Origin of the sequence: Streptomyces sp. NRRL WC-3742, assembly GCF_000720635.1 — a bacterium.
Lineage (GTDB): Bacteria > Actinomycetota > Actinomycetes > Streptomycetales > Streptomycetaceae > Kitasatospora.
Genome location: NZ_JOCF01000077.1, coordinates 1 through 21873, shown reverse-complemented (window position 1 = coordinate 21873; position 21873 = coordinate 1). Strand labels below are relative to the sequence as shown.

20 protein-coding genes and 1 pseudogene are annotated in these 21873 nt (G+C 74.5%); 9 read left to right on the top strand and 12 right to left on the bottom strand.

What is annotated here, in order from left to right:
- Window positions 1-4: 4 nt before the first annotated feature.
- On the bottom strand, window positions 5-1150 hold the full coding sequence (locus tag IH61_RS0133200) for a glycoside hydrolase family 3 N-terminal domain-containing protein (protein WP_051838491.1): 1146 nt from the start codon (window positions 1148-1150) through the stop codon (window positions 5-7).
- Between the two features lie 191 nt (window positions 1151-1341).
- On the opposite strand from IH61_RS0133200, the gene IH61_RS0133195 reads away from it, so the two are divergent.
- Window positions 1342-2052, top strand: coding sequence for a DUF4241 domain-containing protein (locus IH61_RS0133195; protein WP_078911588.1), 711 nt, complete (start codon window positions 1342-1344; stop codon window positions 2050-2052).
- Here the strand turns inward: IH61_RS0133195 and IH61_RS0133190 are convergent.
- Window positions 2000-3580 (bottom strand): PLP-dependent aminotransferase family protein, encoded by a 1581-nt coding sequence (locus IH61_RS0133190; protein WP_078911587.1) that lies wholly within the window; start codon window positions 3578-3580, stop codon window positions 2000-2002. The genes IH61_RS0133195 and IH61_RS0133190 overlap by 53 nt on opposite strands.
- On the opposite strand from IH61_RS0133190, the gene IH61_RS0133185 reads away from it, so the two are divergent.
- A complete protein-coding gene (locus IH61_RS0133185; protein WP_037973694.1) occupies window positions 3579-4427 on the top strand; it encodes a methyltransferase domain-containing protein in 849 nt (282 codons plus the stop codon). The two genes, IH61_RS0133190 and IH61_RS0133185, sit on opposite strands and share 2 nt — an antisense overlap.
- Here the strand turns inward: IH61_RS0133185 and IH61_RS0133180 are convergent.
- Window positions 4424-4945: a MarR family winged helix-turn-helix transcriptional regulator gene (locus tag IH61_RS0133180; RefSeq protein ID WP_031076754.1), complete on the bottom strand. Its 522-nt coding sequence runs from the start codon at window positions 4943-4945 to the stop codon at window positions 4424-4426. The two genes, IH61_RS0133185 and IH61_RS0133180, sit on opposite strands and share 4 nt — an antisense overlap.
- 135 nt (window positions 4946-5080) lie before the next feature.
- On the opposite strand from IH61_RS0133180, the gene IH61_RS0133175 reads away from it, so the two are divergent.
- The 3 genes from IH61_RS0133175 to IH61_RS0133165 all read left to right on the top strand — a co-directional run bounded on the left by IH61_RS0133175 (window position 5081) and on the right by IH61_RS0133165 (window position 8337).
- The gene (locus tag IH61_RS0133175; RefSeq protein WP_324607637.1) at window positions 5081-5974 is read left to right on the top strand and encodes an EamA family transporter; all 894 of its coding nucleotides are present in this window, start codon (window positions 5081-5083) and stop codon (window positions 5972-5974) included.
- Window positions 5975-5997: 23 nt separating this feature from the next.
- Complete coding sequence (locus tag IH61_RS0133170) at window positions 5998-6633, top strand: NAD(P)-dependent oxidoreductase (protein WP_031076750.1); 636 nt, start codon at window positions 5998-6000, stop codon at window positions 6631-6633.
- A 153-nt stretch (window positions 6634-6786) separates the two neighbouring features.
- A complete protein-coding gene (locus tag IH61_RS0133165) occupies window positions 6787-8337 on the top strand; it encodes an alpha/beta hydrolase (RefSeq protein ID WP_051838488.1) in 1551 nt (516 codons plus the stop codon).
- A 25-nt stretch (window positions 8338-8362) separates the two neighbouring features.
- On the opposite strand, the gene IH61_RS0133160 is transcribed toward IH61_RS0133165, so the two are convergent.
- Window positions 8363-8638 (bottom strand): hypothetical protein, encoded by a 276-nt coding sequence (locus IH61_RS0133160; RefSeq protein WP_158845551.1) that lies wholly within the window; start codon window positions 8636-8638, stop codon window positions 8363-8365.
- Between the two features lie 54 nt (window positions 8639-8692).
- Window positions 8693-9103 carry a hypothetical protein gene (locus IH61_RS46465; RefSeq protein ID WP_158845548.1) on the bottom strand — a complete coding sequence of 137 codons (411 nt, stop codon included), beginning with the start codon at window positions 9101-9103 and terminating at the stop codon, window positions 8693-8695.
- Between the two features lie 550 nt (window positions 9104-9653).
- Between IH61_RS46465 and IH61_RS0133150 the strand changes: the two genes are divergently transcribed.
- Window positions 9654-11072, top strand: coding sequence for a lytic transglycosylase domain-containing protein (locus IH61_RS0133150; protein WP_063763318.1), 1419 nt, complete (start codon window positions 9654-9656; stop codon window positions 11070-11072).
- A gap of 53 nt (window positions 11073-11125) precedes the next feature.
- Here IH61_RS0133150 and IH61_RS0133145 read toward each other — a convergent pair whose 3' ends face one another.
- Window positions 11126-11650 (bottom strand): GbsR/MarR family transcriptional regulator, encoded by a 525-nt coding sequence (locus tag IH61_RS0133145; protein ID WP_051838487.1) that lies wholly within the window; start codon window positions 11648-11650, stop codon window positions 11126-11128.
- A 93-nt stretch (window positions 11651-11743) separates the two neighbouring features.
- On the opposite strand from IH61_RS0133145, the gene IH61_RS0133140 reads away from it, so the two are divergent.
- Window positions 11744-12670: an ABC transporter ATP-binding protein gene (locus tag IH61_RS0133140; protein ID WP_031076734.1), complete on the top strand. Its 927-nt coding sequence runs from the start codon at window positions 11744-11746 to the stop codon at window positions 12668-12670.
- The gene (locus IH61_RS0133135; RefSeq protein ID WP_031076732.1) at window positions 12667-14316 is read left to right on the top strand and encodes an ABC transporter permease; all 1650 of its coding nucleotides are present in this window, start codon (window positions 12667-12669) and stop codon (window positions 14314-14316) included. Before IH61_RS0133140 ends, IH61_RS0133135 begins: the two co-directional genes overlap by 4 nt.
- A gap of 102 nt (window positions 14317-14418) precedes the next feature.
- Here the strand turns inward: IH61_RS0133135 and IH61_RS0133130 are convergent, their stop codons facing one another.
- From IH61_RS0133130 to IH61_RS0133115, 4 genes are all read right to left on the bottom strand, one after another.
- Entirely contained in the window at window positions 14419-15006 is a 588-nt protein-coding gene (locus tag IH61_RS0133130; RefSeq protein WP_031076730.1) for a TerD family protein, read from the bottom strand.
- 153 nt (window positions 15007-15159) lie between these two features.
- The gene (locus IH61_RS0133125) at window positions 15160-16296 is read right to left on the bottom strand and encodes a TolB family protein (protein ID WP_031076728.1); all 1137 of its coding nucleotides are present in this window, start codon (window positions 16294-16296) and stop codon (window positions 15160-15162) included.
- 49 nt (window positions 16297-16345) lie between these two features.
- Window positions 16346-16990, bottom strand: coding sequence for a hypothetical protein (locus tag IH61_RS0133120; RefSeq protein WP_051838486.1), 645 nt, complete (start codon window positions 16988-16990; stop codon window positions 16346-16348).
- Window positions 16987-17637: a class I SAM-dependent methyltransferase gene (locus IH61_RS0133115; RefSeq protein WP_031076725.1), complete on the bottom strand. Its 651-nt coding sequence runs from the start codon at window positions 17635-17637 to the stop codon at window positions 16987-16989. Before IH61_RS0133115 ends, IH61_RS0133120 begins: the two co-directional genes overlap by 4 nt.
- Window positions 17638-17895: 258 nt before the next feature.
- On the opposite strand from IH61_RS0133115, the gene IH61_RS0133110 reads away from it, so the two are divergent.
- The gene (locus tag IH61_RS0133110; RefSeq protein ID WP_031076723.1) at window positions 17896-20241 is read left to right on the top strand and encodes a glycosyl hydrolase family 18 protein; all 2346 of its coding nucleotides are present in this window, start codon (window positions 17896-17898) and stop codon (window positions 20239-20241) included.
- A gap of 105 nt (window positions 20242-20346) precedes the next feature.
- Here the strand turns inward: IH61_RS0133110 and IH61_RS0133105 are convergent, their stop codons facing one another.
- Both IH61_RS0133105 and IH61_RS47390 read right to left on the bottom strand, forming a co-directional pair.
- Window positions 20347-21117 (bottom strand): DUF4239 domain-containing protein, encoded by a 771-nt coding sequence (locus IH61_RS0133105; RefSeq protein ID WP_031076721.1) that lies wholly within the window; start codon window positions 21115-21117, stop codon window positions 20347-20349.
- Between the two features lie 200 nt (window positions 21118-21317).
- A pseudogene (locus IH61_RS47390) lies at window positions 21318-21873 on the bottom strand (hypothetical protein); the annotation flags it as partial.

Sequence of the window (21873 nt, the reverse complement as noted above, 5' to 3'; positions counted from 1 at the left end):
GGGCTCAGTCCAGGGAGGCGCGCAGGGCGTCGACCCGGGCAACGGCCGCGGTGAAGGCGGCGCGGTCGAGCTCGCCCGAGTCGAGGGCCGCGGCCAGGGCCTGCGCCGCGTCCTCGCCCTGCTGGGCGTCGCGGGCCGAGCAGAGGATCAGGTCCATCCCGGCCCGGGCCGCGGCGAGGGCGCGGGGGCCGGTGGCACCGTAGGGGGCGAGGGCCTCGGCCTCCAGGGCGTCGGTGACCGTCACGCCTTCGAAGCCGAGGCGCCCGCGCAGCTCGCCCTGGACGACGGCGGCCGAGAACCCGGCGGGGTGGTCGGGGTCGAGGGCCGGGTAGACCGCCCAGGAGGTCATCACCATCCGCACGCCCGCCGCGACGGCGGCGCGGTAGGGCGCCTCGTCGCGCTCCCGCAGGCGCTCCAGGGTGACGGGCAGGGTGACGGGGCGGGTGTCGGTGTTCTCGTCCCGGGCGGCGGCGCCGAGGCCCGGGAAGTGCTTGGCCGTGGCCGCGACACCCAGGCCCTGCTGGGCGGCGAGGAAGGCGGTTCCCAACTCGGCCACGCGGCGCGGGTCCTGGCCGTAGGAGCGCTCGTAGCGGTCGATGAAGTTCCCCGGGGTGTCGTAGACGTCCAGCACCGGCGCGAGGTTGACGTTGAGACCGGCGTCGGTGAGCGTGCGCGCGGCGCCCGTACCGGATGAGACGGCCGCCGCCAGCGGGTGCGGCGCCAACCCGGTGCGGCGGGCGGAGAGTTCGGGCGCTCCCGGCAGGCGGCGGACCTTGCCGCCCTCCTGGTCGGTCATCAGCAGCAGCGGCAGCCCGTCCGGAGACTCGGCCGAAGCCTGCTTCAACTGGGCGACGGCCTGCGACAGTTGCTCCGGACCGGTGATGTTCTCCCCGAAGAGGATCACTCCGGCGGCCCGACCCTCCCGGATCGCGCGCAGCACCGCGGGCGGCGGCGTGGGCCCGGGGTAGGAGAGCACGATCCGGCGGCCCGCGAGCACCCGCGCGTCCTCGTGGTGGAAGGCCATCGTCATCCGCCTCTCCTCGGGGGCACTGCCCGCGAGCGCCGCCGAGCCGGAGGGTGCCGGCCCGCTCACGGTGGCCAGCGCCGCCAGCACCACGCCGAGCCGGACCGCACGCCGTAACGGGCCCATGACGCCTCCTGGGTCGAGCAGTCGAGCAGCGGATCTACGGCAGGCCAGCGTAGTGCCGCACGCCCGCGCCCGGCAGTACGCCACGCGCCCCCTCGCACGCGCACCGGCCGCCCGGCAACTCCCGTGTCACCGCCGCCCGATAGCCTCCCGCTCATCCAATGACCGACTGATCAGCTGATCAGCTGATCGATATGGACCTCGAAAGGGCCACGCCCATGCCCCTGCCCGCCCCCGACGTCGACCGCCTCCTCACGCTGGGCGCCCGCTACGACTGCCCGAACGGCACGACGGCCGTCGTGGTCGCCCTCCCCACGGCCGAACTGCCGCTGCCCAGCGGGACGGTGTCCGCCTGCGACCCGCACGTCTGCCTCAGCGAGCCGGGCGAGCCGTTCCCGCAGAGCCCGCCGCCCGGCAGCTACCCGGTGACGCTGTCCGTCGTGGAATTCACCCGGCCCGGCGACGAGGAGTACACCCCGGACCGCCGGGTCGCCGCCGCGCACCTGCGGCTGGCCGAGGAGCCGGTCGTCCGGTGGGCGATGGCGGACGGCGAAGAGGAGGAGATCCAGGCCCTCGGGGAGGAGGACTACTTCGGCTACGGCGTCGACACCGGCACCGGCTGCTTCTTCGACGCGGCCGCCGGTGACGAGCTCTACGACCTGCTCGGCGACGGCGACACCCTGGAGGCCGGCTTCGACGCCCGTGCGGACGTCGACCCGGACGACCTGGGCCCGGCCGTCTTCACCGACCCCGACACCGGCGGGGGCCTGGTCGCCTTCCGCACCGGCTTCGGCGACGGCCGCTACCCCACCTGGGCCGGCTACGGCGCCGACGGCCGGCCGGTCGCCCTGGTCACCGAGTTCCTGATCGTCCCCCAGCCCGGACGGCCCCTGGACCTCGACTGAGTCGCACCAACTCCCCCAGCACCGCCACGCCTTCGGCGATCTCCCCCACCGGGACGGCCGCGTACCCGAGCACCAGCCCGGGCGGGCCGGGCAGCCGCGCATGCCAGGACAGGGGCTGCACCTTCACGCCCCGCTCCAGCGCGGCCGCCGCCAACTCCGCGTCCGTACAGCCGCGTTGCGGCGGCAGCGTGAGCATCAGATGCAGTCCGGCGGCGGCGCCGTGGACGGTCGCCTCCGGCAGGTGGGTGCGGATCGCGGCGATCATGGCGTCCCGGCGGCGGCGGTGGCTGCGGCGCAACAGCCGCAGGTGGCGCTCCAGTTCACCGGAGCGCATCAACCGGGCGAGCACCAGCTGCGGCAGGATCGGGTTGCCGAGGTCGGCGTAGCGCTTCTCCTCCAGGACGTCCTCGCGCAGCCGCGGCGGCACCAGCAGCCATCCGGTGCGCAGCGCGGGGGCGAGCAGTTTGGAGACGGTGCCCATGTAGCAGACCCGGTCGGGCAGGGCGGCATGGAGGGCGGGGACGGGCGGGCGGTCGTAGCGGTGCTCGGCGTCGTAGTCGTCCTCGAGGACGAGGCCCCCGTCCGCCGCCCACTGCAGCAGGTCGCGTCGCCGTTCGCCGCCGAGGACGACGCCGGTCGGGTACTGGTGGGCGGGGGTGAGCAGGACGGCCGGGGCGCCGAGGGCGCGCAGCGCGTCCACGCGGACGCCCTCGGCGTCGACCGGGACGGACGGGACGGCAGCGAGCCAGTGCTCGAGGTGCTGGCGGGTGCCGAGGGAGCCCGGGTCCTCGACCGCGACCTCGGTGACGCCGGTCCGGCCGAGGGCGCGGCCGAGCAGGGCGAGGGCCTGGGAGGTCCCGGCGACGATCAGCACGTCCTCGGGGTCGGTGCGGATGCCCCGGTTGCGGGCGAGCCAGTCGGCGACGGCCCCGCGCAGCTGGGGGGTGCCGCGGATGTCGCCGTAGCCGAGGTTGGAGGCGGCGAGGGTGTCGAGGACGGCGCGTTCGGAGCGCAGCCAGGCGGCGCGGGGGAAGGCGGTGAGGTCGGGCGCACCGGGGGTGAGGTCGATCCGGGCGGGAGCGGCACGCAGCCGGTCGAAGACCTCACGCGCGGGGTCCTCGGCGAACAGCCCGGGGCCCTGCTCCGGCACCGGCCGTACGGGTGCGGACCCGCGCCCGGCGGGGCCCGCGACGACGACGGTGCCGCCCCTGCCCTGCCCGAGGACGCGGCCCTCCTCGGCGAGGCGCCGGTAGGCGTCGGTGACGACGCCGCGGGAGACGCCGAGCTCCCCGGCGAGCAGCCGGGAGGCGGGCAGCCTGCTGCCGGCGGGGAGGCGCCCGTCCGCGACGGCAGCGCGCAGCTGCTCGGCGAGCCAGTCGGTGAGACCCCCGCGCGGGGCGTGGGCGGGGTCGAGCTGGAGGAAGTCGGCGCCGGTCTCCGCGACTTTGGAGCCCACCGCTTTGGCCCCCTCGAGTGGCTCCACTTTGGACCTGTTCACCGGTCCATAGTGGCGCGAGGGTGGAGCCATGACCACGGAAACCACGGAAACCACGCGCAACCCGAACCCCGACACCGCCTACGTCCACGGCTACTCGCCCCACGAGGCCCAGCGCCTCGGCGACCAGGCCGACACCCTCGCCGAACTGCTGCACGCGGACACGGCCTACCCGGCCGGGAGCCGGGTGCTGGAGGCGGGCTGCGGGGTGGGCGCGCAGACGGTGCACCTGCTGGCGGCCAGTCCGGGCGTTCGGCTGACGGCGGTGGAGCTGTCCGCCGACTCGCTGGCGCGGGCCCGCGAGCGGGTGTCGGCCGAGTCCCCGGGGGCCGACATCCACTGGCACCACGGGGACCTGCACGAACTGCCCTTCCCGGACGGCTCGTTCGACCACGTCTTCCTGTGCTTCGTCCTGGAGCACCTGGCCGATCCGGTGGCGGCCCTGGCCGCGCTGCGCCGGGTGCTGCGCCCGGGCGGGACGGTCACGGTGATCGAGGGCGACCACGGCTCGACGCTCTTCCACCCGGAGAGCCCGGCCGCCCGCCGCACGATCGACCACCTGGTGCGTCTGCAGGCCGAGGCGGGTGGGGACGCGCTGATCGGCCGCCGGCTGCACCCGCTGCTGACGGAGGCCGGCTTCGCGCAGGTGGCGACGCGCCCCCGGGCGGTCTACGTGGACGACGCCCGCCCGGCACTGGTGGAGCGCTTCACCCGGCGGACGTTCATCGCCATGGTCGAGTCCGTACGGGCGGACGCGCTGGCCGCCGGGCTGACGACGCCCGAGGAGTTCGATCGCGGCCTCGCCGAACTGCGGCGCACGGCCGAGCCGGGCGGGACGTTCCTCTACACCTTCTTCAAGGCGGTCGCTGTTGCACCCTAACTCCGTACCGGCGGGCCCTCGGTGTCCCCGAGCGCGGTGAGCATCGCGCGCATGGCGTCGACGAGGGCGGCGGAGCGGGTGTCGTCGAGGCCCTCGAGCAGGCGGTGCTCGGTGGCGAGGTGGTCGGGCAGGGCGCGTTCGATCAGGGCGTGGCCCTCGGGGGTGAGGGCGACCTCCCGGCTGCGCCCGTCCTGGTCGCTGCGGGTGCGGGTGACCAGACCCCGGGCCTCCAGCCGGTCGAGGCGCTGGGTGATGGCGCCGGAGGTGACCATCGCGGACTGCATCAGGCCGCTGGGGGTGAGGCGGTAGGGCGGGCCGCTGCGCTTGAGGGTGGCGAGGACGTCGAAGGAGGCGGCGTCCAGGCCGTGCCGGGCGAAGGTGCGGTCCAGTTCGGCGCTCACCAGGCGATGGAGTCGCTTGAGCCGCCCGAACACCTCCATCGGGGAGACGTCCAGGTCGGGGCGCTCGGCCCCCCACTGCGCGACGACGCGGTCCACGTGATCTGCATGCTCTGCCACGCCTCTCAGGGTAGGGGATGCCCCCGAATCCCTTAGTGATGAGGTAACCGTGAGCCACCTCACTCCCACACTCGGATGGAATATGTCTTAGCAGTGAGATACATTGGCTTAGTGCTAAGACAACGACTCGGGATCGTGCTGACGACCGCACTCGCCCCCGCCGTCTGGGGGTCGACGTACCTCGTCACCACCGAATTCCTCCCGCCCCACCGCCCGCTCCTCGCCGCCACCCTCCGGGCCCTGCCCGCCGGTCTGCTGCTGATCGCGCTCACCCGCCGACTGCCCACGGGCAGCTGGTGGTGGCGCTCCCTCGTCCTCGGCGCGCTCAACATCGGCGTCTTCCTCGCCCTGCTGTTCGTCGCCGCCTACCGCCTGCCCGGCGGCGTCGCGGCCACCGTCGGCGCCGTCCAGCCGCTGGTCACCGCCGGGCTCTCCGCCGCCCTGCTCGGGGACCGGCTGACACTGCGCACCGTGCTGTCCGGCATCGCCGGCGTCGCCGGGGTCAGCCTGCTCGTGCTGCGCGCCAACGCCCAGCTCGACATGATCGGCGTGGCCGCCGCGCTCGGCGGCGCCCTGGTCATGGCCACCGGCGTCGTCCTCTCCAAGCGCTGGACCTCCCCCGCGCCGGTGCTCGCCACCACCGGCTGGCAGCTCGCCGCCGGCGGGCTGATGCTCGCGCCGGTCACCTTCTTCGTCGAGGGGCCGCCGCCCTCCGACCTCACCGGCACCAACCTGCTCGGCTACGCCTACCTCAGCCTCATCGGCGGCGCGCTCACCTACGCGCTGTGGTTCCGCGGGCTGCGCGCCCTACCGCCCACCTCCGCCTCCTTCCTCTCCCTGCTCAGCCCGGTGGTCGCCACCGCGCTCGGCTGGCTGGCGCTCGGGCAGGACCTCTCGCCGCTCCAGGCGCTCGGCGCGCTGATCGTCCTCGCCGCGCTCGTCTCGGCGCAGACCCAGCGGCAGCGGCCCACCGCCCCGCCACCCCCGGCCGACCCGGCCCGCACCCCGTCCGTCCACGAGAACGCCTGAACACCTTCCCGAGGAGAACCCCCATGCGCATCACCGTCTTCGGCTCCACCGGCAACGTCGGCCGTCGGGTCGTCACCGAAGCCCTGACCCGCGGCCACGAGGTCACCGCCGTCGTCAGGGACGCCGCCAGGGCGCACGGTTTCCCACCCACCGTCGCCATCGCCGTCGGCGACGCCCGCGACCCGCAGGCCGTCGCCCGGATCGCCGACGGCCAGGACCTGGTGATCACCGCGACCCGCCCGGCCCCCGGCAGCGAGCACGAACTGCCCGCCGCCACCCGGGGCCTGCTGGCCGGCCTCACCGGTACGGCCGTGCGGCTGCTGGCCGTCGGCGGCGCGGGCAGCCTCACCGTCCCCGGTACGGGCGCGACCCTCGCCGAGGACCCGTCCTTCCCCGACGAGATCCGCCCGATAGCCCTGGCCTGCAACGAGCAGCTCGACCTCTACCGCGCCGACCCCGCGGTGGACTGGACGTACCTGAGCCCGGCCGCGCTCCTGGAACCCGGCGAGCGCACCGGCCGCTACCGGCTCGGCCGCGACGACCTGCTCCTCGACGCCGACGGCAACTCCGCCATCTCCATGGAGGACCTCGCCGTCGCCCTCCTCGACGAGGCCGAGACCCCCACCCACCGCCGCACCCGCTTCACGGCTGCCTACTAGGGCGTGTCGTTCGGCTCACGCCGGGCGGGCGCCGTGATCCGAACGACACGCCCTGACCCCTTAGGGGTTGGTCTCAGGGTGTATCCAGCACCACCCCCAAGACGGATGCCCGCATGATCGAGCGTCAGGGCCGGGCCCGGAAGGATCGTTCCCGTGAACACGACCTCCTCCCGCACCCGCCGGGCCGCCCTGGCCCTCGCCGCCGCCACCGTCGCCGGGCTCGCACTGCCCGCCACCGCCGCCTCCGCGGCGCCCGAGGGCCGCGACCCGGGCGACGCCGTCGCGGTGCCCGCCCGCTACAGCCACCAGATCCTCAACTGGCAGCCCTGCGACGGGCAGCCGACCCTGGAGTGCGCCACCATGGCCGTGCCCCGCGACTGGAACGACCCGGACTCCGGGACGGCCGACCTGAGCATCGCCGTCTCCCGGCACAAGGCCACCGACCCGGCCGGGCGCAAGGGCACGCTGATGCTGGGCGCCGGCGGCCCGGGCGCGCAGAACGGCCTGGTCCGGCCGGCCGGGCTGGTCAAGGCCGCGCCCAAGGTCGCCGCCGTGTACGACATCGTCGGCCTCGACCAGCGCGGGGTCGGCCGGAGCACCCACGTGGTGTGCGAGACGCAGGAGGAGTGGCAGGAGTTCATGGCGGGCGACTTCCGCGACCGATCCCCCGAGGCGATCGCCAAGGTCATCGACAACTCCCGCAAGTTCGCCGAGAGTTGCCAGAGGAACAGCGGCGACCTCCTGCCGTACATCAACACCGTGCAGACCGCCCACGACGTCGACCTGTTCCGGGGCCTGCTCGGCGAGCGCAAGCTCAGCTACCTCGGCCCCTCCTACGCCTCGATGATCGGCGCCTACTACGGCACGCTCTTCCCGCACCGGGTCGACCACCTGATCCTCGACAGCAACATCGGCTGGGAGGGCACCTGGGAGAACTTCCAGCTCGGCCTGCCGATGAGCTTCCAGCGCCGCTTCGACGAGGACTTCGTGCCCTGGCTCGCCGCCCGCGACGCCACCTACCACTGGGGTTCGACGCCCGAGGAGGTCAAGGCGCACTGGGAGCGGGTGCGCGCCGGACTGCACGACACGCCCATCGTCGACGGCTCGTTGACGATCGGCCCGAACCAGCTGGACAACGGCGCGATCGGCACGGTCTACCTGGCCTCCAACTTCCCCTCCTTCGCTCAGGCGCTGACCGCCCTCGACGACTGGCAGGCGGCCGGCCCGGACGCCAAGGCCCTGGCCCACAAGGCTTTCGGCCAGTACCTCGGACCGGAGTTCACCGCCGAGTACTTCTCCGTGACCTGCTCCGACACCCCGTGGAACCGGGACCTGGACACCTGGACCGAGCGCGGCGCCGAACTGACCGCCCGCTACCCGCTCGCCGGTGCCCGCACCCTCGCCTTCAGCGCGGTCTGCGCCGCCTGGCCGACCGACCCGGCGCCCAGGGTGAAGGTCACCGGCGCCCACCTGCCGCCGACCCTGATGCTCAACTCCGTGCACGACCCGGCCACCTACTACGAGGCCGCCGTCGGCGCGCACCGCGCCCTGCGCGGCTCCCGGCTGGTGACCGTCACCGGCAGCGGCGACCACGGCCAGTACCCCACGGCGAACACCTGCGTCACGGACGTCGTCGAGCGGTACCTGCTGGACGACAGGGCGCCCGAGCGCGACCTCACCTGCCCGACCCCGCAGGCCGGCTGACGCCTGCGGTCACGGCCGCCTTCGGTCACCGCCGCCCGAGCCTGGTGCGCAGCCAGGCGAAGGCGGCGGCCAGGCCCGCGAAGCCCGCGACCGCCAGCTTGATCCCGGCCTTGGCGACCAGCACGCCGATCAGCGGGATGCTCCACCCCAGCCAGTTCAGGAAGGCCAGCATCACCGCGCATCCGCACAGGACCGCCAGCACGGTGGCGCCCACAGCGGCGGCCCGCGACAGCTCCCGCGGGCCGTCGCCGCTCCCCGAACCGGCCTGCACCGCACCGCCGTCCACGGAATCCCCGGTCACGCCGCCCACCCCTTCGTTCGTACCCCCAGTGTTCATGGGACCGATGGTACGGCGTCAGCGGCGGGCCCGGTGGGTGTCGCCGAGATGCTCCCCGGTCTCCTCGTCGGGGAAGCTGACGGCGAGGGTGACGCGGTACTCGTCCAGGTCCTCGCGGTGGCCCGGCACCCGGGCCCAGGCGAGGGAGTGCACCTCCGCCTCGGGGGCCTGGCGGCACCAGGCGGCCGCCTCCTCCAGCGCGCGGGCGGCCGAACGGCCGGTGCACACCACGGCGGTGTACGCGGCCACCGAGACGTCCCCACCGCCACGGCACACCCGTGAGAGGGCCCGGACGGCGGCCGCGGCATGGGTCAGGTCTCGGGCGAGGTCGTCGACCACCCGAGGGGGCGCCGGCAGGACGACCGCCCCCTCGGCGACGGTCTCCGGCAGGTTCGCGCTCACGGTCCGGTCCTCCATCCAGGTCGTCACGCGGCACAGCATGGCGCTCCCCCGCCCCTGGCATGCCCACATTCACCAGAACGTCACCCGTCCAGGCGGGAGTTGGGGCCACTTCCTGGTGTCGGGGCCGCCGTCCTGCTAGAGGACGGGATCCGGACGGGCAGCGCGCGGGCACCCATCGCGGCAGGTCAGCGGGACGGGTCGCGGGCGCCGCCGGGAGCCCGCTGGGACGCGCACGCACCACCGCCGCGCCCCGAAGCGCCCCCCGGCGGCGCGGGACGGCCCGACAGCCCGCGCGACATGCCCCGTTGTGGCCTCGGCCAACTCGCGTTCCCCGCCCGGAGGGTGGGCGCGGGTGGAGTGGTTCGTACCGGTTCGGCGGCGCACCGCCCCGGCCGGGAGCCGGTCGTTCACGCCCGCACTGAGCCCGGGGCGTTCACCTCGGGCACCCCGTCGCCGTCAGATCGTCGTGATACTAATCGTCCGGCGGCGGGGGCTTGCCCGCGGCAGACGGGCACGATGACGAGGTCTCAACCGTTCCGGGAGCGTCCGGGGCGGCTACGGGAGGGACAGCAACAGCATGGCGGCGACGGCAGGCGGCAACGGGGGCGGGCGCAGGCTCCGCATCGGCAAGCGGATCGCGGGGACGGCGGCGGTCTTCACCGCGCTCGCCGCGCTGACCGGCTCCCAGGTGACGGGTCTCGGCATGGCGCCGACCGCGGCGGCCGAGGCTGCCGCCACTCCCGCCGGAGTCTCCGCGCCCGACGGCGGCCGCCTGTTCCCGACGCCGGGCGGCACCACCCCCGGCGGCTCCGCCGACGGCGGCGGGACGGTCCAGCTGCCGCAGCCTCCCGGCGTGCCGGCGGGCATCCCCGGCCTGCCCGGCCAGCCCGCGGCCGGGCCGTTCGCCGCCAACGGGCCCGCGCTGCCCGCCACGGTCTTCGCCGCCTACCGCCAGGCCGAGACCCGCCTCGCCCAGCGCTCCCCCGGCTGCCACCTGCCCTGGCAGCTGCTGGCCGCGATCGGCCAGGTCGAGTCCGGCCAGGCCAACGGCGGCCAGGTGGACGCCGCGGGCACCACGCTGACGCCCATCCTCGGCCCGGTGCTGAACGGCAACGGCTTCGCCGCGATACCCGACACCGACGGCGGCCTCTACGACGGGGACCCGCGCTGGGACCGCGCCGTCGGGCCGATGCAGTTCATCCCCTCCACCTGGGCCTCCTGGGGCGTGGACGCCAACGGGGACGGCAAGGCCGACCCCAACAACATCTTCGACGCCGCCGAGGCCGCCGGGCGCTACCTCTGCGCGGGCGGCCGGGACCTGGCCGACCCGGCCCAGCTGGACCGGGCGGTCCTGAGCTACAACAACTCCACCGAGTACCTGCGGACGGTCCGCAACTGGATGGTCCACTTCGGCAGCGGCTCGGTCGCCACCGTCCCGGACCGCGCCGGCATCCCGGCCCCGCTGCCCTCCCCGTACGTCCCGCCCACGGGCGGGTCCACCGGCGGCTCGACGGGCGGGACGACGGGCGGCACCACCCCGGCGCCGGAGCCGCAGCCGAGCACCACGCCCACCACACCCCCCACGACGCCGACCACCGGTACGCCCACGCCCGGCGGCTCGCCCTCGCCGTCCGCGAGCCCCTCGGCCACGCCCAGCGGGACCCCCAGCGGGACCCCGTCCGGCAGCACCTCCCCGAGCGCGACGCCCTCCGGCACCCCGTCGGGCACCCCGAGCGGCACCCCCACCGGCTGCCCGACCCCCAGCGCGACCGCGACCGCCACGCCCAGCGGCACGCCGTCCGGGACGCCGTCCCCGAGCGCCACGGCCACGCCGTCCGGCACGCCGTCCCCGACCGCCACGCCCACCGGCCCCGACGGCTGCCCGCTCCCCACCCCGACCGCGACGGCCACGGCGACCACCGCCGCGACCACCCCGGCCGCAGCCGCCGCCACGCCGAGCTCCGCGCTCTCCCCCTCGGCGGCCCCGACGAAGTGACCCATGCGGAAGGGCCCGGCGCAGAACTCGCGCCGGGCCCTTCCGCATCTCCGCTACGCCCCGTGCCACCGCTGTGCCGACTCCCCGTGGGTCGGCTGCTCGTGCCGGGTGCGCCAGCGCTCCAGCATGCCGTGCAGCTCCTTGATCATGAACTCGAAGAACTCCGCCGTCTCCGCCATCCGCGCCGCCGCGGCTGTCCCGGTGCCGACGGTGTTCTCGCCCTCCCTGAGCACCCGGATCCAGCGCGTCATGATCTCGTCCCGCCTGGTCAGCGACTCGTACCAGACGTCGTTGAGCACCCGGAACCGGTCGCGCCGCGAGCCCGGCTCGCGCTCCTTGGCGACCAGCCCGACCTGGATGAGGTAGCGCACCGCGCCGGAGACCGCCGCCGGGCTGATCCTCAACCGCTCGGACAGCTCGGCGGAGGTCAGCACCCCGCTCTCCTCCGCCATCAGGCAGGCGAAGATGCGGGACGGCATCCGCTGCATGCCCGCCACCACCAGCTCGGCGGCGAACCGCTCGACGAAGTCCGACACCGCCTGGCCGCCGGCCTCCCCCACCGCCTCCTGCTCCGTCACTCCCCGTCGTCCTTTCCGGTTGATCACTGCGCCTCGAACTTTAACGCCTTCCCAATATTCACGTTCTTCTGAAACTACGGTAGCTTCGGAAGCATGACCACGGCAATCACCTTGTCCGGCCTCCGCAAGGACTTCGGCCGGACCACCGCCCTGGACGGCCTCGACCTCACCGTCGAGACCGGCGAGGTGCACGGCTTCCTCGGCCCCAACGGAGCCGGGAAGTCCACCACCATTCGGGTTCTGCTCGGCCTGCTGCGCGCGGACGGCGGCACCGCCCGCCTGCTCGGCCTGGACCCGTGGCACGACGCCGTCGAACTGCACCGCCGCCTCGCCTACGTCCCCGGGGACGTCGAGCTGTGGCCCAACCTCACCGGCGGCGAGGCCATCGACCTGCTCTCCCGCCTGCGCGGACGCCCCGACGCCCGCCGCCGCGCGGAGCTGATCGAACGCTTCGACCTCGACCCCACCAAGAAGGGCCGCAGCTACTCCAAGGGCAACCGCCAGAAGGTCGCCATCGTCGCCGCGCTGGCCTCCGACGCCGAACTGCTGCTCCTCGACGAGCCGACCTCCGGCCTCGACCCACTGATGGAGGTGGTCTTCCAGGACGTCGTGCGCCAGGCCAAGGAGCAGGGCCGCACCGTCCTGCTCTCCAGCCACATCCTCGACGAGGTCGAGAAGCTGGGGGACCGCGTCAGCATCATCCGGCGCGGCCGGGTCGTGCAGACCGGCACCCTCGGCGAACTGCGCCACCTCACCCGCACCTCCGTCGAGGCCGAGACCCTGCGCCCGGTCGCGGGCCTCGAAGCGCTGCCCGGCGTGCACGCCGTCCGCACCGAGGGCGCCCGCGTCCGCTTCGCCGTGGACGGTGCGCAGCTCGACGCCGCCGTCCGGCTCCTGAGCGAGGCCGGGGTGCGCAGCCTGGTCAGCCACCCGCCCACGCTGGAGGAGCTGATGCTGCGCCACTACGGCGACGAGCTGGCCGCCAACGGGCACCCCGTCGACGGCGGGTCCGCGCGATGACCACCACCGCCAAGGCCCCCGCCCGCCCGCAGGCGGCGCCCCGCTCCCCCGGGGGCACGCTCACCGGCACCGCCACCCTGCTGCGCTTCGCGCTGCGCCGCGACCGGGTCCGGCTCGGCGTGTGGGTGCTGGGCCTGGGGCTGCTGACGATCTCCACCGCGAACAGCCTGCACACCCTGTACGCGACGGCCGCCGACCGCGCCTCCATCGCGAACTCCTCCGCCGGCCCGGCGCTGCTGGCGATGACCGGCCCCCGCCACTACCTGGCCGACTACACCTGGGGCTCGATGCTGAGCCACCGGATGCTGGGCCTTCTCGCCGTGCTGGCCGGGGTGATGAGCGTCCTGATCGTCACCCGGCACACCCGGGCCGAGGAGGAGAGCGGCCGCGCCGAGCTGGTCCGCTCCGCCGCCGTCGGCCGCCACGCCCAACTGGCCGCCGCCCTGGCCACGGCCGCCGTCGCGAACCTGGCGCTCGCCCTGCTGCTGGCCCTGGGCCTGCCGGGCCTTGGCGTGCCGGGGATCACCGGCTCCGGCGCGGCGCTGTTCGCGGCGGCCTCGGCCGGCGGCGGGCTGCTGTTCGCGGCGGTGGCCGCCGTCGCCGTGCAGGTCTCGGCGCACACCCGGACGGCCTCCGGGCTGGCGATGGCGGTGATCGGCGCGGCGTACGCCGTCCGGGCCGCCGGGGACTCCGCCGAGAGCGGCCTGGCCTGGGCCTCCCCGATCGGCTGGGTGCAGCGCACCTACCCGTTCGCGGGCGGGCGGTGGTGGCCGCTGCTGCCCCTGCTGGCGCTGACCGCCGCCGTCGGCGCGGCCGCCTTCCTGCTGAGCGCCCGCCGGGACGTCGGCGCGGGGCTGCGCGCCGCCCGTCCGGGCCCGGCCACCGCCGGGGCGGCCCTCGGGACCTCACTGGGCCTGGCGCTGCGGCTGCACCGGGGCCTGATCGGCGGCTTCGCGACGGCGCTGCTGTTCCTCGGCGCGATGTACGGCTCGGTGCTGGGCCAGGCGGACTCGATGCTCAAGGACGTGGGCCGGATCCGCGAGGCGCTGACCCGCGTCGGCGGGCACTCGCTGACCGACGCCTACGCCGCGTACACCCTGCTGGTGGTGGCCGTGGTCGGGGCGGTGTACGCGGTGCTGGCCGCCCAGCGCCCGCGCGCCGAGGAGGAGGCGGGGCGGGCCGATCCGGTGCTGGCCACGGGTGTGTCCCGTACGGGCTGGCTGGGCGGGCACCTGGTGGCCGCGCTGCTGGGCTCGACAGCCGTGCTGCTGGCGGCCGGGGTGGGCTTCGGGCTGGCCGGGGCGCTGTCCACCGGCGACGCGGGGCGGTTCCCGGCGCTGGTCGGCGCCGCGCTGGCCTTCGCCCCCGCGCAGTGGGTGACGGTCGGCGTGGCGGCGGTGGTGTACGGCTGGCTGCCCCGGGCGATGCCGCTGGCCTGGATCGTCCCCGCCTACGCGCTGCTGGTGGGCTACCTGGGCCCGCTGCTGAAGCTGCCCTCGGCGCTGGAGCGGCTCTCGCCGTTCGGGCAGGTGCCCCGGCTGCCGGCGGCGGCGATGGACTGGACGCCGCTCGCGGTGCTCACCCTGGTCGCGGCCGCGCTGCTGGCGCTGGGCCTGGCCGGGTTCGGGCGCCGGGACGTCGGCTGAGGTCGGCCGACATCAGCCGACGTCGGCCGAAGAATGAGACGTCGGCCGAGGAACCCGGGCCCGCCTCCCCCGTGCGACGGAGGAGGCGGGCCCGGGGCGTGCTCAGAGGTGCTTGACGATCTCCGGCATCAGGTCCTGGAACGTCCGCCCGCTGGCCGGCTGCCCGATCGCCGCCATCTGCCAGCCGTTCGGCGTGCGCTGCACCTTGGCCATGATCTGCGCCGTGTACGGGCCGCCGCCGGTGAGGGTGTAGCGGGCCAGCTCGGTGCCGGTGGTCTCGTCGACGAGTCGGCAGAAGGCGGCCTCGACCTCCTGGAAGGTCTGCCCGGTGAAGGAGTTGACGGTGAACAGGATCTGGTCGACCTCGGCCGCGACCTTCAGCAGGTCGACCGCGATCGACTCGTCGTCGGTCTGCTCCCCGGCGCCGCCGACCAGGTTGTCCCCGCTGTGCCGCACGGAGCCGTCGTTGCTGGTGAGGTGCTGGAAGAACACCACGTCCACCGGCTTGCCCTGGGCGAACAGCACCGCGGAGGCGTCCAGGTCGATCTCCCGCCCGGCGGCGAGCATCTTGGCGAAGAACCCCTTGCGCTGCGCGGCCTTCCAGCCCAGGCCCATACGCACCACGCTCAGCTGCCCACCGCCCGGCTTCTCCAGGCTGATCCTCTGTCCCTTGGCCAGCGAAACGCTCATCGTGCCCTCCTCGCTCCTGCCGCTGCCCGCCACGCCTCCACACTGATGTGGCGACTTCACGATCATCGGACAGCGCCCTGTTCGGACCCTACCCCGAGCTCACGCCGCTCTCACCGGCTGAGCTAGGTCCGGGCCCAGGCCGTGTCCTTCGGCTCACAGCGCGGGCGCCGCGATCCGCCAGAGCGCGGCCGGGTGGTCCTCGGCGCCGCCGGCCGAGGACTCGAAGACGATCCACCTGCCGTCCGGGGACCAGCTCGGCGCGCCGTCGTAGGAGCCGTCGTCGTCGGTCACCCGCACCGGGGCGCCGCCGTCCGCCGACACCACGAAGACCTGGGCGGTGGGCAGGTTGCCCGTGGTGGAGGAGAACACCAGGCGGCGCCCGTCCGGGGACCAGCTGGGGTCGGTGTGGTCGCCCGGCACGTCGGTGACCTGCCGCAGGCCGCTGCCGTCCGCATTGACCGTCCACAGCGCCCAGCTGTCGCCGTTCGCGGCGCGGCGCTGGAAGACGATCCGGTCGCCCTTCGGGGACCAGTTGGGCTGCCGGTTGTCGGTCTTGGTGGCCTTGCCGTCCACCAGCTTCACCGGCGCGCCGCCGCCGCGCGGCACCTTCCACAGCGAGTCCTGCTCGGACGTGTCGTCCCCCGCGTCGTCCTGGGCCGGGTCCGCCGAGGCCGAGGCGCCCTGGGCCGCCGCCTTCGCCGGATCCCAGCTCTGCTGGAAGACGATCCACTGGCCGTCCGGGGAGAAGGTCGGCTCGTCGTAGGCGGAGTCGTCCTCGTGCTGGGTGACGCGCTCGGGGGCGCCGCCCGGCTTCATCAGCCAGACCTCGTCGTGGCCGGACTCCCGGTCGCTGGCGAAGGCGAAGGCGCCGGCCGTCGCGCTCCAGCTGCTGCCGGGCAGGTTGACGTCAGCCTTGTCCGGGTCGGACAGCGCCGTGGCCGGCTTGGCGCCGCCCGTCAGCGCCAGGGTCTCCAGGGCGGCCGAGCCCTTGTCGTAGCCGTCGGCGAACTCGGTGAGCAGCAGCGAACCGCCGTCCGGGGAGAAGGCCGGGTTCTGGGCGCTGTGGTTGCCGTCCGCGCGGTAGACCAGTTCGGCGCCGTCCGTGCGGCGTTGCGCCCCGGCCGCCGCACCGCCGGAGGCCCCCGCGGTGGGCGCGGCGCCCGACGCCTTCCCGGTCGGCTTCGGGGCGGCCGCGGGCGGCCGGTCGTCATCGGCGTCCGAGCCGGAGCCGCATCCGGTCAGCAGTAGCGCAGCGACGGCGGCGGGCACGACGAGCATGCGATTCCTCATGCCTCACAAGCTAGTTGACGACGGGTCACGGCCGGTGAACCGGAGGTGATCAGGCGTCGCCGTCCAGGAGGTGCTGGCGTACCTCCTGGAACGTCCAGGCGCCTCCGGCCGGGCGGGAGAACACCCAGACGAGGTCGAAGCGGTCCGGCCAGCTCGCGGGCGCGCCGCTGCCGCTCGCGCCGAGGGCCTCGACGATCCTCCCGATGCGCGAGTGCTCCCAGCAGATCAGCACCGGCTGCACCCCGGCGAGGGCTGCGGCGGCCAACTCGCCCTCCTGGGACTCGGCGTGGGTGGTGTCGACGGTGAGGCCGAGCTTGGCGGCGAGCGGGGTCACGGTCTGGCGCATCCGGTGGGCGCCGGCCAGCGGGCCCTGGTCGGCGGCGGCGAGGATCCGGGCGGGGGTGCGCAGCCCGGCGGCGGGCGGGGCGAAGAGGCCGGGCAGGGCGTTGGCGCGGGCCCAGCCGCGCTCCGTCAGGGACTTGCCGTCCTTCCGGCCGTTCTCGTCGCGGCCGTTCTGGTCGCCGGTGGGCTTCTCCCCGTGGCGGATGATCATCACGAAGGCTTCACCGCCCGGGTCGCTCGCCCTCGCGACCGGCGCGTCCTTCTTCTTGGAGGACGAGCAGCCCGCGAGCACCAGCGGGGTGGCGGCCACCAGGCCCGCGAGCAGGGCACGTCGGGTGAGGGCCTCGGTCACGCGGCGCCCCGCTCCAGGCGCACCAGCGCGTCCACGGCCGTGCCCTCGCCGCCCCCGTGCCCGGGGTCGGAACCGACCGTCCGGTGGACGCGTTCGGCGCGGACGGTGTGCAGGCCCAGGCCCTCGAGGTCGGCGAGGACGTCCTCGGGGGTGAAGAGGACGGCCGGGTCCTGCGGGCCGCCGACGCCCTCGGTGAGGTTGGTGAGGTCGTGGCCGACGACCAGCAGGGTGCCGCCGGGGGCCAGGGCCTCGGCCGCGCGGCGCAGCGCGGTGCGGCGGTCCCCGGCGGGCAGCTGGAGGTAGGCGACGAGGACGAGGTCGTAGCCGGCCTCCGGGCTCTCGAAGGTGCGGGCGTCGCCGTGGCGCCAGGTGAGGCGGTCGGCGACCTCGTCGGGCAGTTCGGCGGTGAGGCGTTCGGCGCGTTCGAGGGCGACGGCGGAGTAGTCCAGGCCCGTGACGTCCCAGCCGCGGGTGGCGAGCCAGATGGCGTTGCGGCCCTCTCCGGCGGCCAGGTCGAGGGCGGTGCGCGGGGCCAGGTCGGTTCCGGGGGCGAGGTCGGTCAGTTCGCGCACCACCCACCGGTTGGGCTCGGCGCCCCACACCAGCTCGCTCGCGGCGTAGCGGTCGTCCCAGTCCTGGCTGTCCATGGCGCGTCCTCCGTCCGGCGGCCTGCTCGGTACGGGTCAACCTACCGGGCCCGGCGTGCGGGTGCCCTTGACGGCGAATATTGGTCCAGTCCAATCTGTTCAGTCGTGACGTGAACGGGCAGGCCGCCCGGCACGCCCGCGAACCGTCCGCCAGCACGCGTCACCCGCCCGAGCGTCCCCACCACGCGAGGGCAGGCTCCCTCGGCCCGTCCGGGCCACGCACCGCCGGAACCCCCACATCTCCGGAGGACATCCCGCATGCACGACCGCGTCCTGCCCGCATCCGCTCCACAGCCCGGCCGTCCGGCCGCCACCCGGCGCCGCAGAGCGACCGCCCTGGCCCTGGCCGCCACGCTCACCACCAGCGGCGCCGCCCTCGCCCTGACCCTCGGCCCGGCCTCGGCCGCGCCCGTCAACCTGCTCACCAACGGCGACTTCGAGACCGGCACCCTGGCCGGCTGGACCTGCTCCAACGGATCCGTCGTCACCACCCTGGCGCACGGCGGGAGCCACGCCCTCAGCGGCGCCGCCTCCGGCTCCGACACCGCGCAGTGCCAGCAGTCCGTCACCGTCCTGCCGAACACCACCTACACGCTCTCCGGCTGGGTGCAGGGCAGCTACGTCTACCTCGGCGCCACCGGCACCGGCGTCAACGCCTCCTCCTGGACGCCCGGCGGCACCGGCTGGAACCAGCTGAGCAGCACCTTCACCACCGGAGCCACCACCACCTCCGTCACCGTCTTCACCCACGGCTGGTACGGCACCGGCGCCTACTACGCCGACGACCTCACCCTGACCGGCCCCGCCGGGCCCACTTCCACCTCCACCCCGACGGCCTCGCCGACCGCCTCCTCCAGCCCGACCGCGACGGCCAGCCCCACGGCCTCGACCAGCCCGACGGCTTCGACCAGCCCGACCGCGAGCAGCAGCCCCACCGCCACCGGGAGCCCCACCGCCTCGCCGACCGCGACGGCCACCGCCACCGGCCCGGCCGGGGACGGCCAGGTCACCACGCCCACCGGGGTGACGGTCAGCAAGGTGACCTCCGGCGCCGTGGTGCTGAACTGGCAGCCGTCCACCCTGAACAGCGGGGACGGGCCGATCGCGTACAAGGTGTGGTCCAACGGGCAGCTGGTCGCCACCTCGATGGGCACCGACGTCGCCGTCAGCTCGCTGCTGCCGGGCCGCGCCTACACCTTCAGCGTCCAGGGCTACTCGGGCTCCCACGCCTCCGCGCAGTCCGCGCCCGTCAGCACCACCACGGCCGCCGCCCCGGCCGCGCAGCCCGTCCGCTCGGCGTACTTCGACCAGTGGGGCGTCTACGAGAACGCCTACTACCCGAAGAACGTCGACACCAGCGGCGCGGCGGCCAAGCTGGACGTCGTCCACTACGCCTTCGCCAACATCGACCCGACGAAGTTCACCTGCTTCCAGGCGGTGAAGGCGTCCGACTCCGGCAACGACTCCAACCCCAACGCCGGTGACGGCGCGGGCGACGCGTACGCGGACTACCAGTCCGACTACAACTCCGGCACCAGCGTGGACGGCAGCTCCGACACCTGGGAGCAGCCGCTCAAGGGCAACTTCAACCAGCTGCGCCAGCTGAAGGCCAAGTACCCGAACCTGCGCTTCACCATCTCGATCGGCGGCTGGACGTACTCCAAGTACTTCTCGGACGCGGCCGCCACCGACGCCTCCCGCAAGACCTTCGTCTCCTCCTGTGTCGACATGTTCATCAAGGGGAACCTGCCGACCGGCATCGCCGGTGACGCCGCGGGCGGCAAGGCTTCGGCGGCGGGCATCTTCGACGGCGTGGACCTCGACTGGGAGTACCCGGGCTCGGCCGGCGGCCACGCGGGCAACCACTACTCCGCCGCCGACAAGCAGAACTTCACCCTGCTGCTCAAGGAGTTCCGCACCCAGCTGGACACCCTCGGCTCCACCCAGGGCAAGCGCTACCTGCTGAGCGCCGCCCTGCCCAGCGGCCAGGACAAGATCGCCCAGCTGGAGACCGACAGGATCGGCGCCTACCTGGACTACGCCGACGTGATGTCCTACGACATGCACGGCGCCTGGGACGCCACGGGCCCGACCAACCACCAGGACCCGCTGCACGACAGCCCGGCCGACCCGACCACGCCCATCAAGCCCGGCACCCGGAAGTACAACGTGGACACCACGCTCACCGCGTACACCACGGGCCTGCCCGAGTACGGCATCCCCGGCGGCTTCCCGGCGAACAAGATCGTGCTCGGCATCCCGTTCTACTGGCGCGGCTGGACGGGCGTCCCGGCGGGCTCCGACTTCGGCCTGTACCAGAGCGCGACCGGCCCGACCGCCAAGAAGCCGCTCAGCCAGGAGGCGGGCCTCGCCGCCTGGAAGGAGCTCAACCCGACTGCCGCGCAGACCCATTGGGACCCGGTGACGGAGAGCAGCTGGGTGTACGACGGCACCAACTTCTGGACGGGTGACACCCCGCAGGCCGTCCAGGCGCGCGGGGCCTACGCGAAGGGCAAGGGCCTCGGCGGTCTGTTCGCCTTCTCCCTGGAGAACGACGACGCCTCGGGCACCATGCTCAACTCGATGGACTCGGCGCTTCGCTGACGCCCCGTCAGGCGAAGAGGACGGCCCGCGCGAGGAGTCTCGCGCGGGCCGTCCGTGTCCTCCCCGCTCAACTCTTGAGGTTGCGGTCAACTCTTGAGGTTGCGGTCAACTCTTGAGGTTGAGCGAGGGGAAGAGGTCCACGAAGGGCTGGGTCGTCACCGAGACGCTCCGGGAGAACGGATCGTCGAAGTCCCAGATCATGAACAGCAGGAAGGCGATCAGCGCGCTGAAGCAGCCCGCCAGGATCAACTCCCGTGGTGTGCGCCGGATCTGGAGCGCGAACAGCATGCCGACGGTGATCACGGCCCCGGCGATCAGGCCGAACCAGACGACCCCCGGCATCGTCGGACCGGCGGCCTGGCCGCGCTGGTGGCGGGCGTCGGACGTCTGGCTGATCCGGTCCAGGATCGGCTGGTACGCCTGGGACTCCAGGTCCGAGGCGGGGGCCCGGGTCGCGACCTCGTTCTGGACCTTCTCCAGCAGCTGGTCACCCTTCTCGGAGATCTCACCGTGCTTGGCCATGTAGTCCCACTCGGTGTTCACCACATAGGTGACGTACGCGTCCACGTCGGCGCGGAGCTGGTCGCGGAACTCGGCCGGGTAGACCACCGCGCGGTCGCTCACCTCGCGCAGCGACTGCGCCTCGCGGAACAGGTCGTCCTGGGCCGCGCCGCGCGCCTCCCAGACGCCCGCGATGGCGAGACCGAGGACGATCGCGTAGACCACACCGATCATCATGGTGATGTACTCGATGACGTCCGGCGTCTCGTCGACGTTCTTGACGGCGCCGACCCTGCGGTGCCTCAGCACGACCACCGCCACCACGACGGCACAGGCCGCCGCCATGGCGATGGCCAAGGCCACCCACTCGGACATGGGAACTCCCTTCTCTGGCTTGGCTTGTGAAGAAGACGGTGGGGCGGGGGCGGCCCTCGGGTCGGCATCGCGCCGACGACCGGGGCCGGGCCGCCCCCGGATGTCAGGACTGCGCGGGTCCGGAGCCGGACCCGGACCCGGTACCGCCGCCGTCGCCGCTCGCGCCGCCACGGCCGGAGCCACCGCCACGGGCGCCGCCCCTACCACTGGGGCGTAGGGCCGCCGCCGCGAGGATCGCGGGCACGGTGACCACCAGCATCGTGGTGGTCATCGGGGCGTTGTGGTGGTGCTGCGCCTGGGCCAGCGGCTTCGCCGCCGGGGCGAGGTGCACGGGCCGCACGGACGGGGTCGGCCACAGCGGGCTCGGGCGCACCGGGCTGGGGGCCGGGGGGCTGACGGGGGCCGGAGGTGCCGGGGGTACCGCGGGCGCCGGAGCCGCGGGCGGGGCCGGCGGAGGAGCCGGGGGCGCGGGCGCAGGTGGCGCGGGCGGCACGGGTGCCGGCGGCAGAGGTGCGGGTGCGGGAGGCACAGGGACCGGCGCCGGTACGGGCGGCTGCGGGGGTGCCGGGGACGGCGGCGGCGGGGTGGGCACCGGCGTCGGGCTTGGCGGAGGCGGGGTCGGTGACGGCGTGGGGACGGGCGTCGGCGAGGGCGAGGGCGACGGCGTCCTGGTCGGCGTGGGCGACGGGGTCGGCGAAGGCGTGTGCGTAGGGGTGGGCGTCTTCGTCGGTGTGGGGGTCGGGGTCGGGGTGGGAG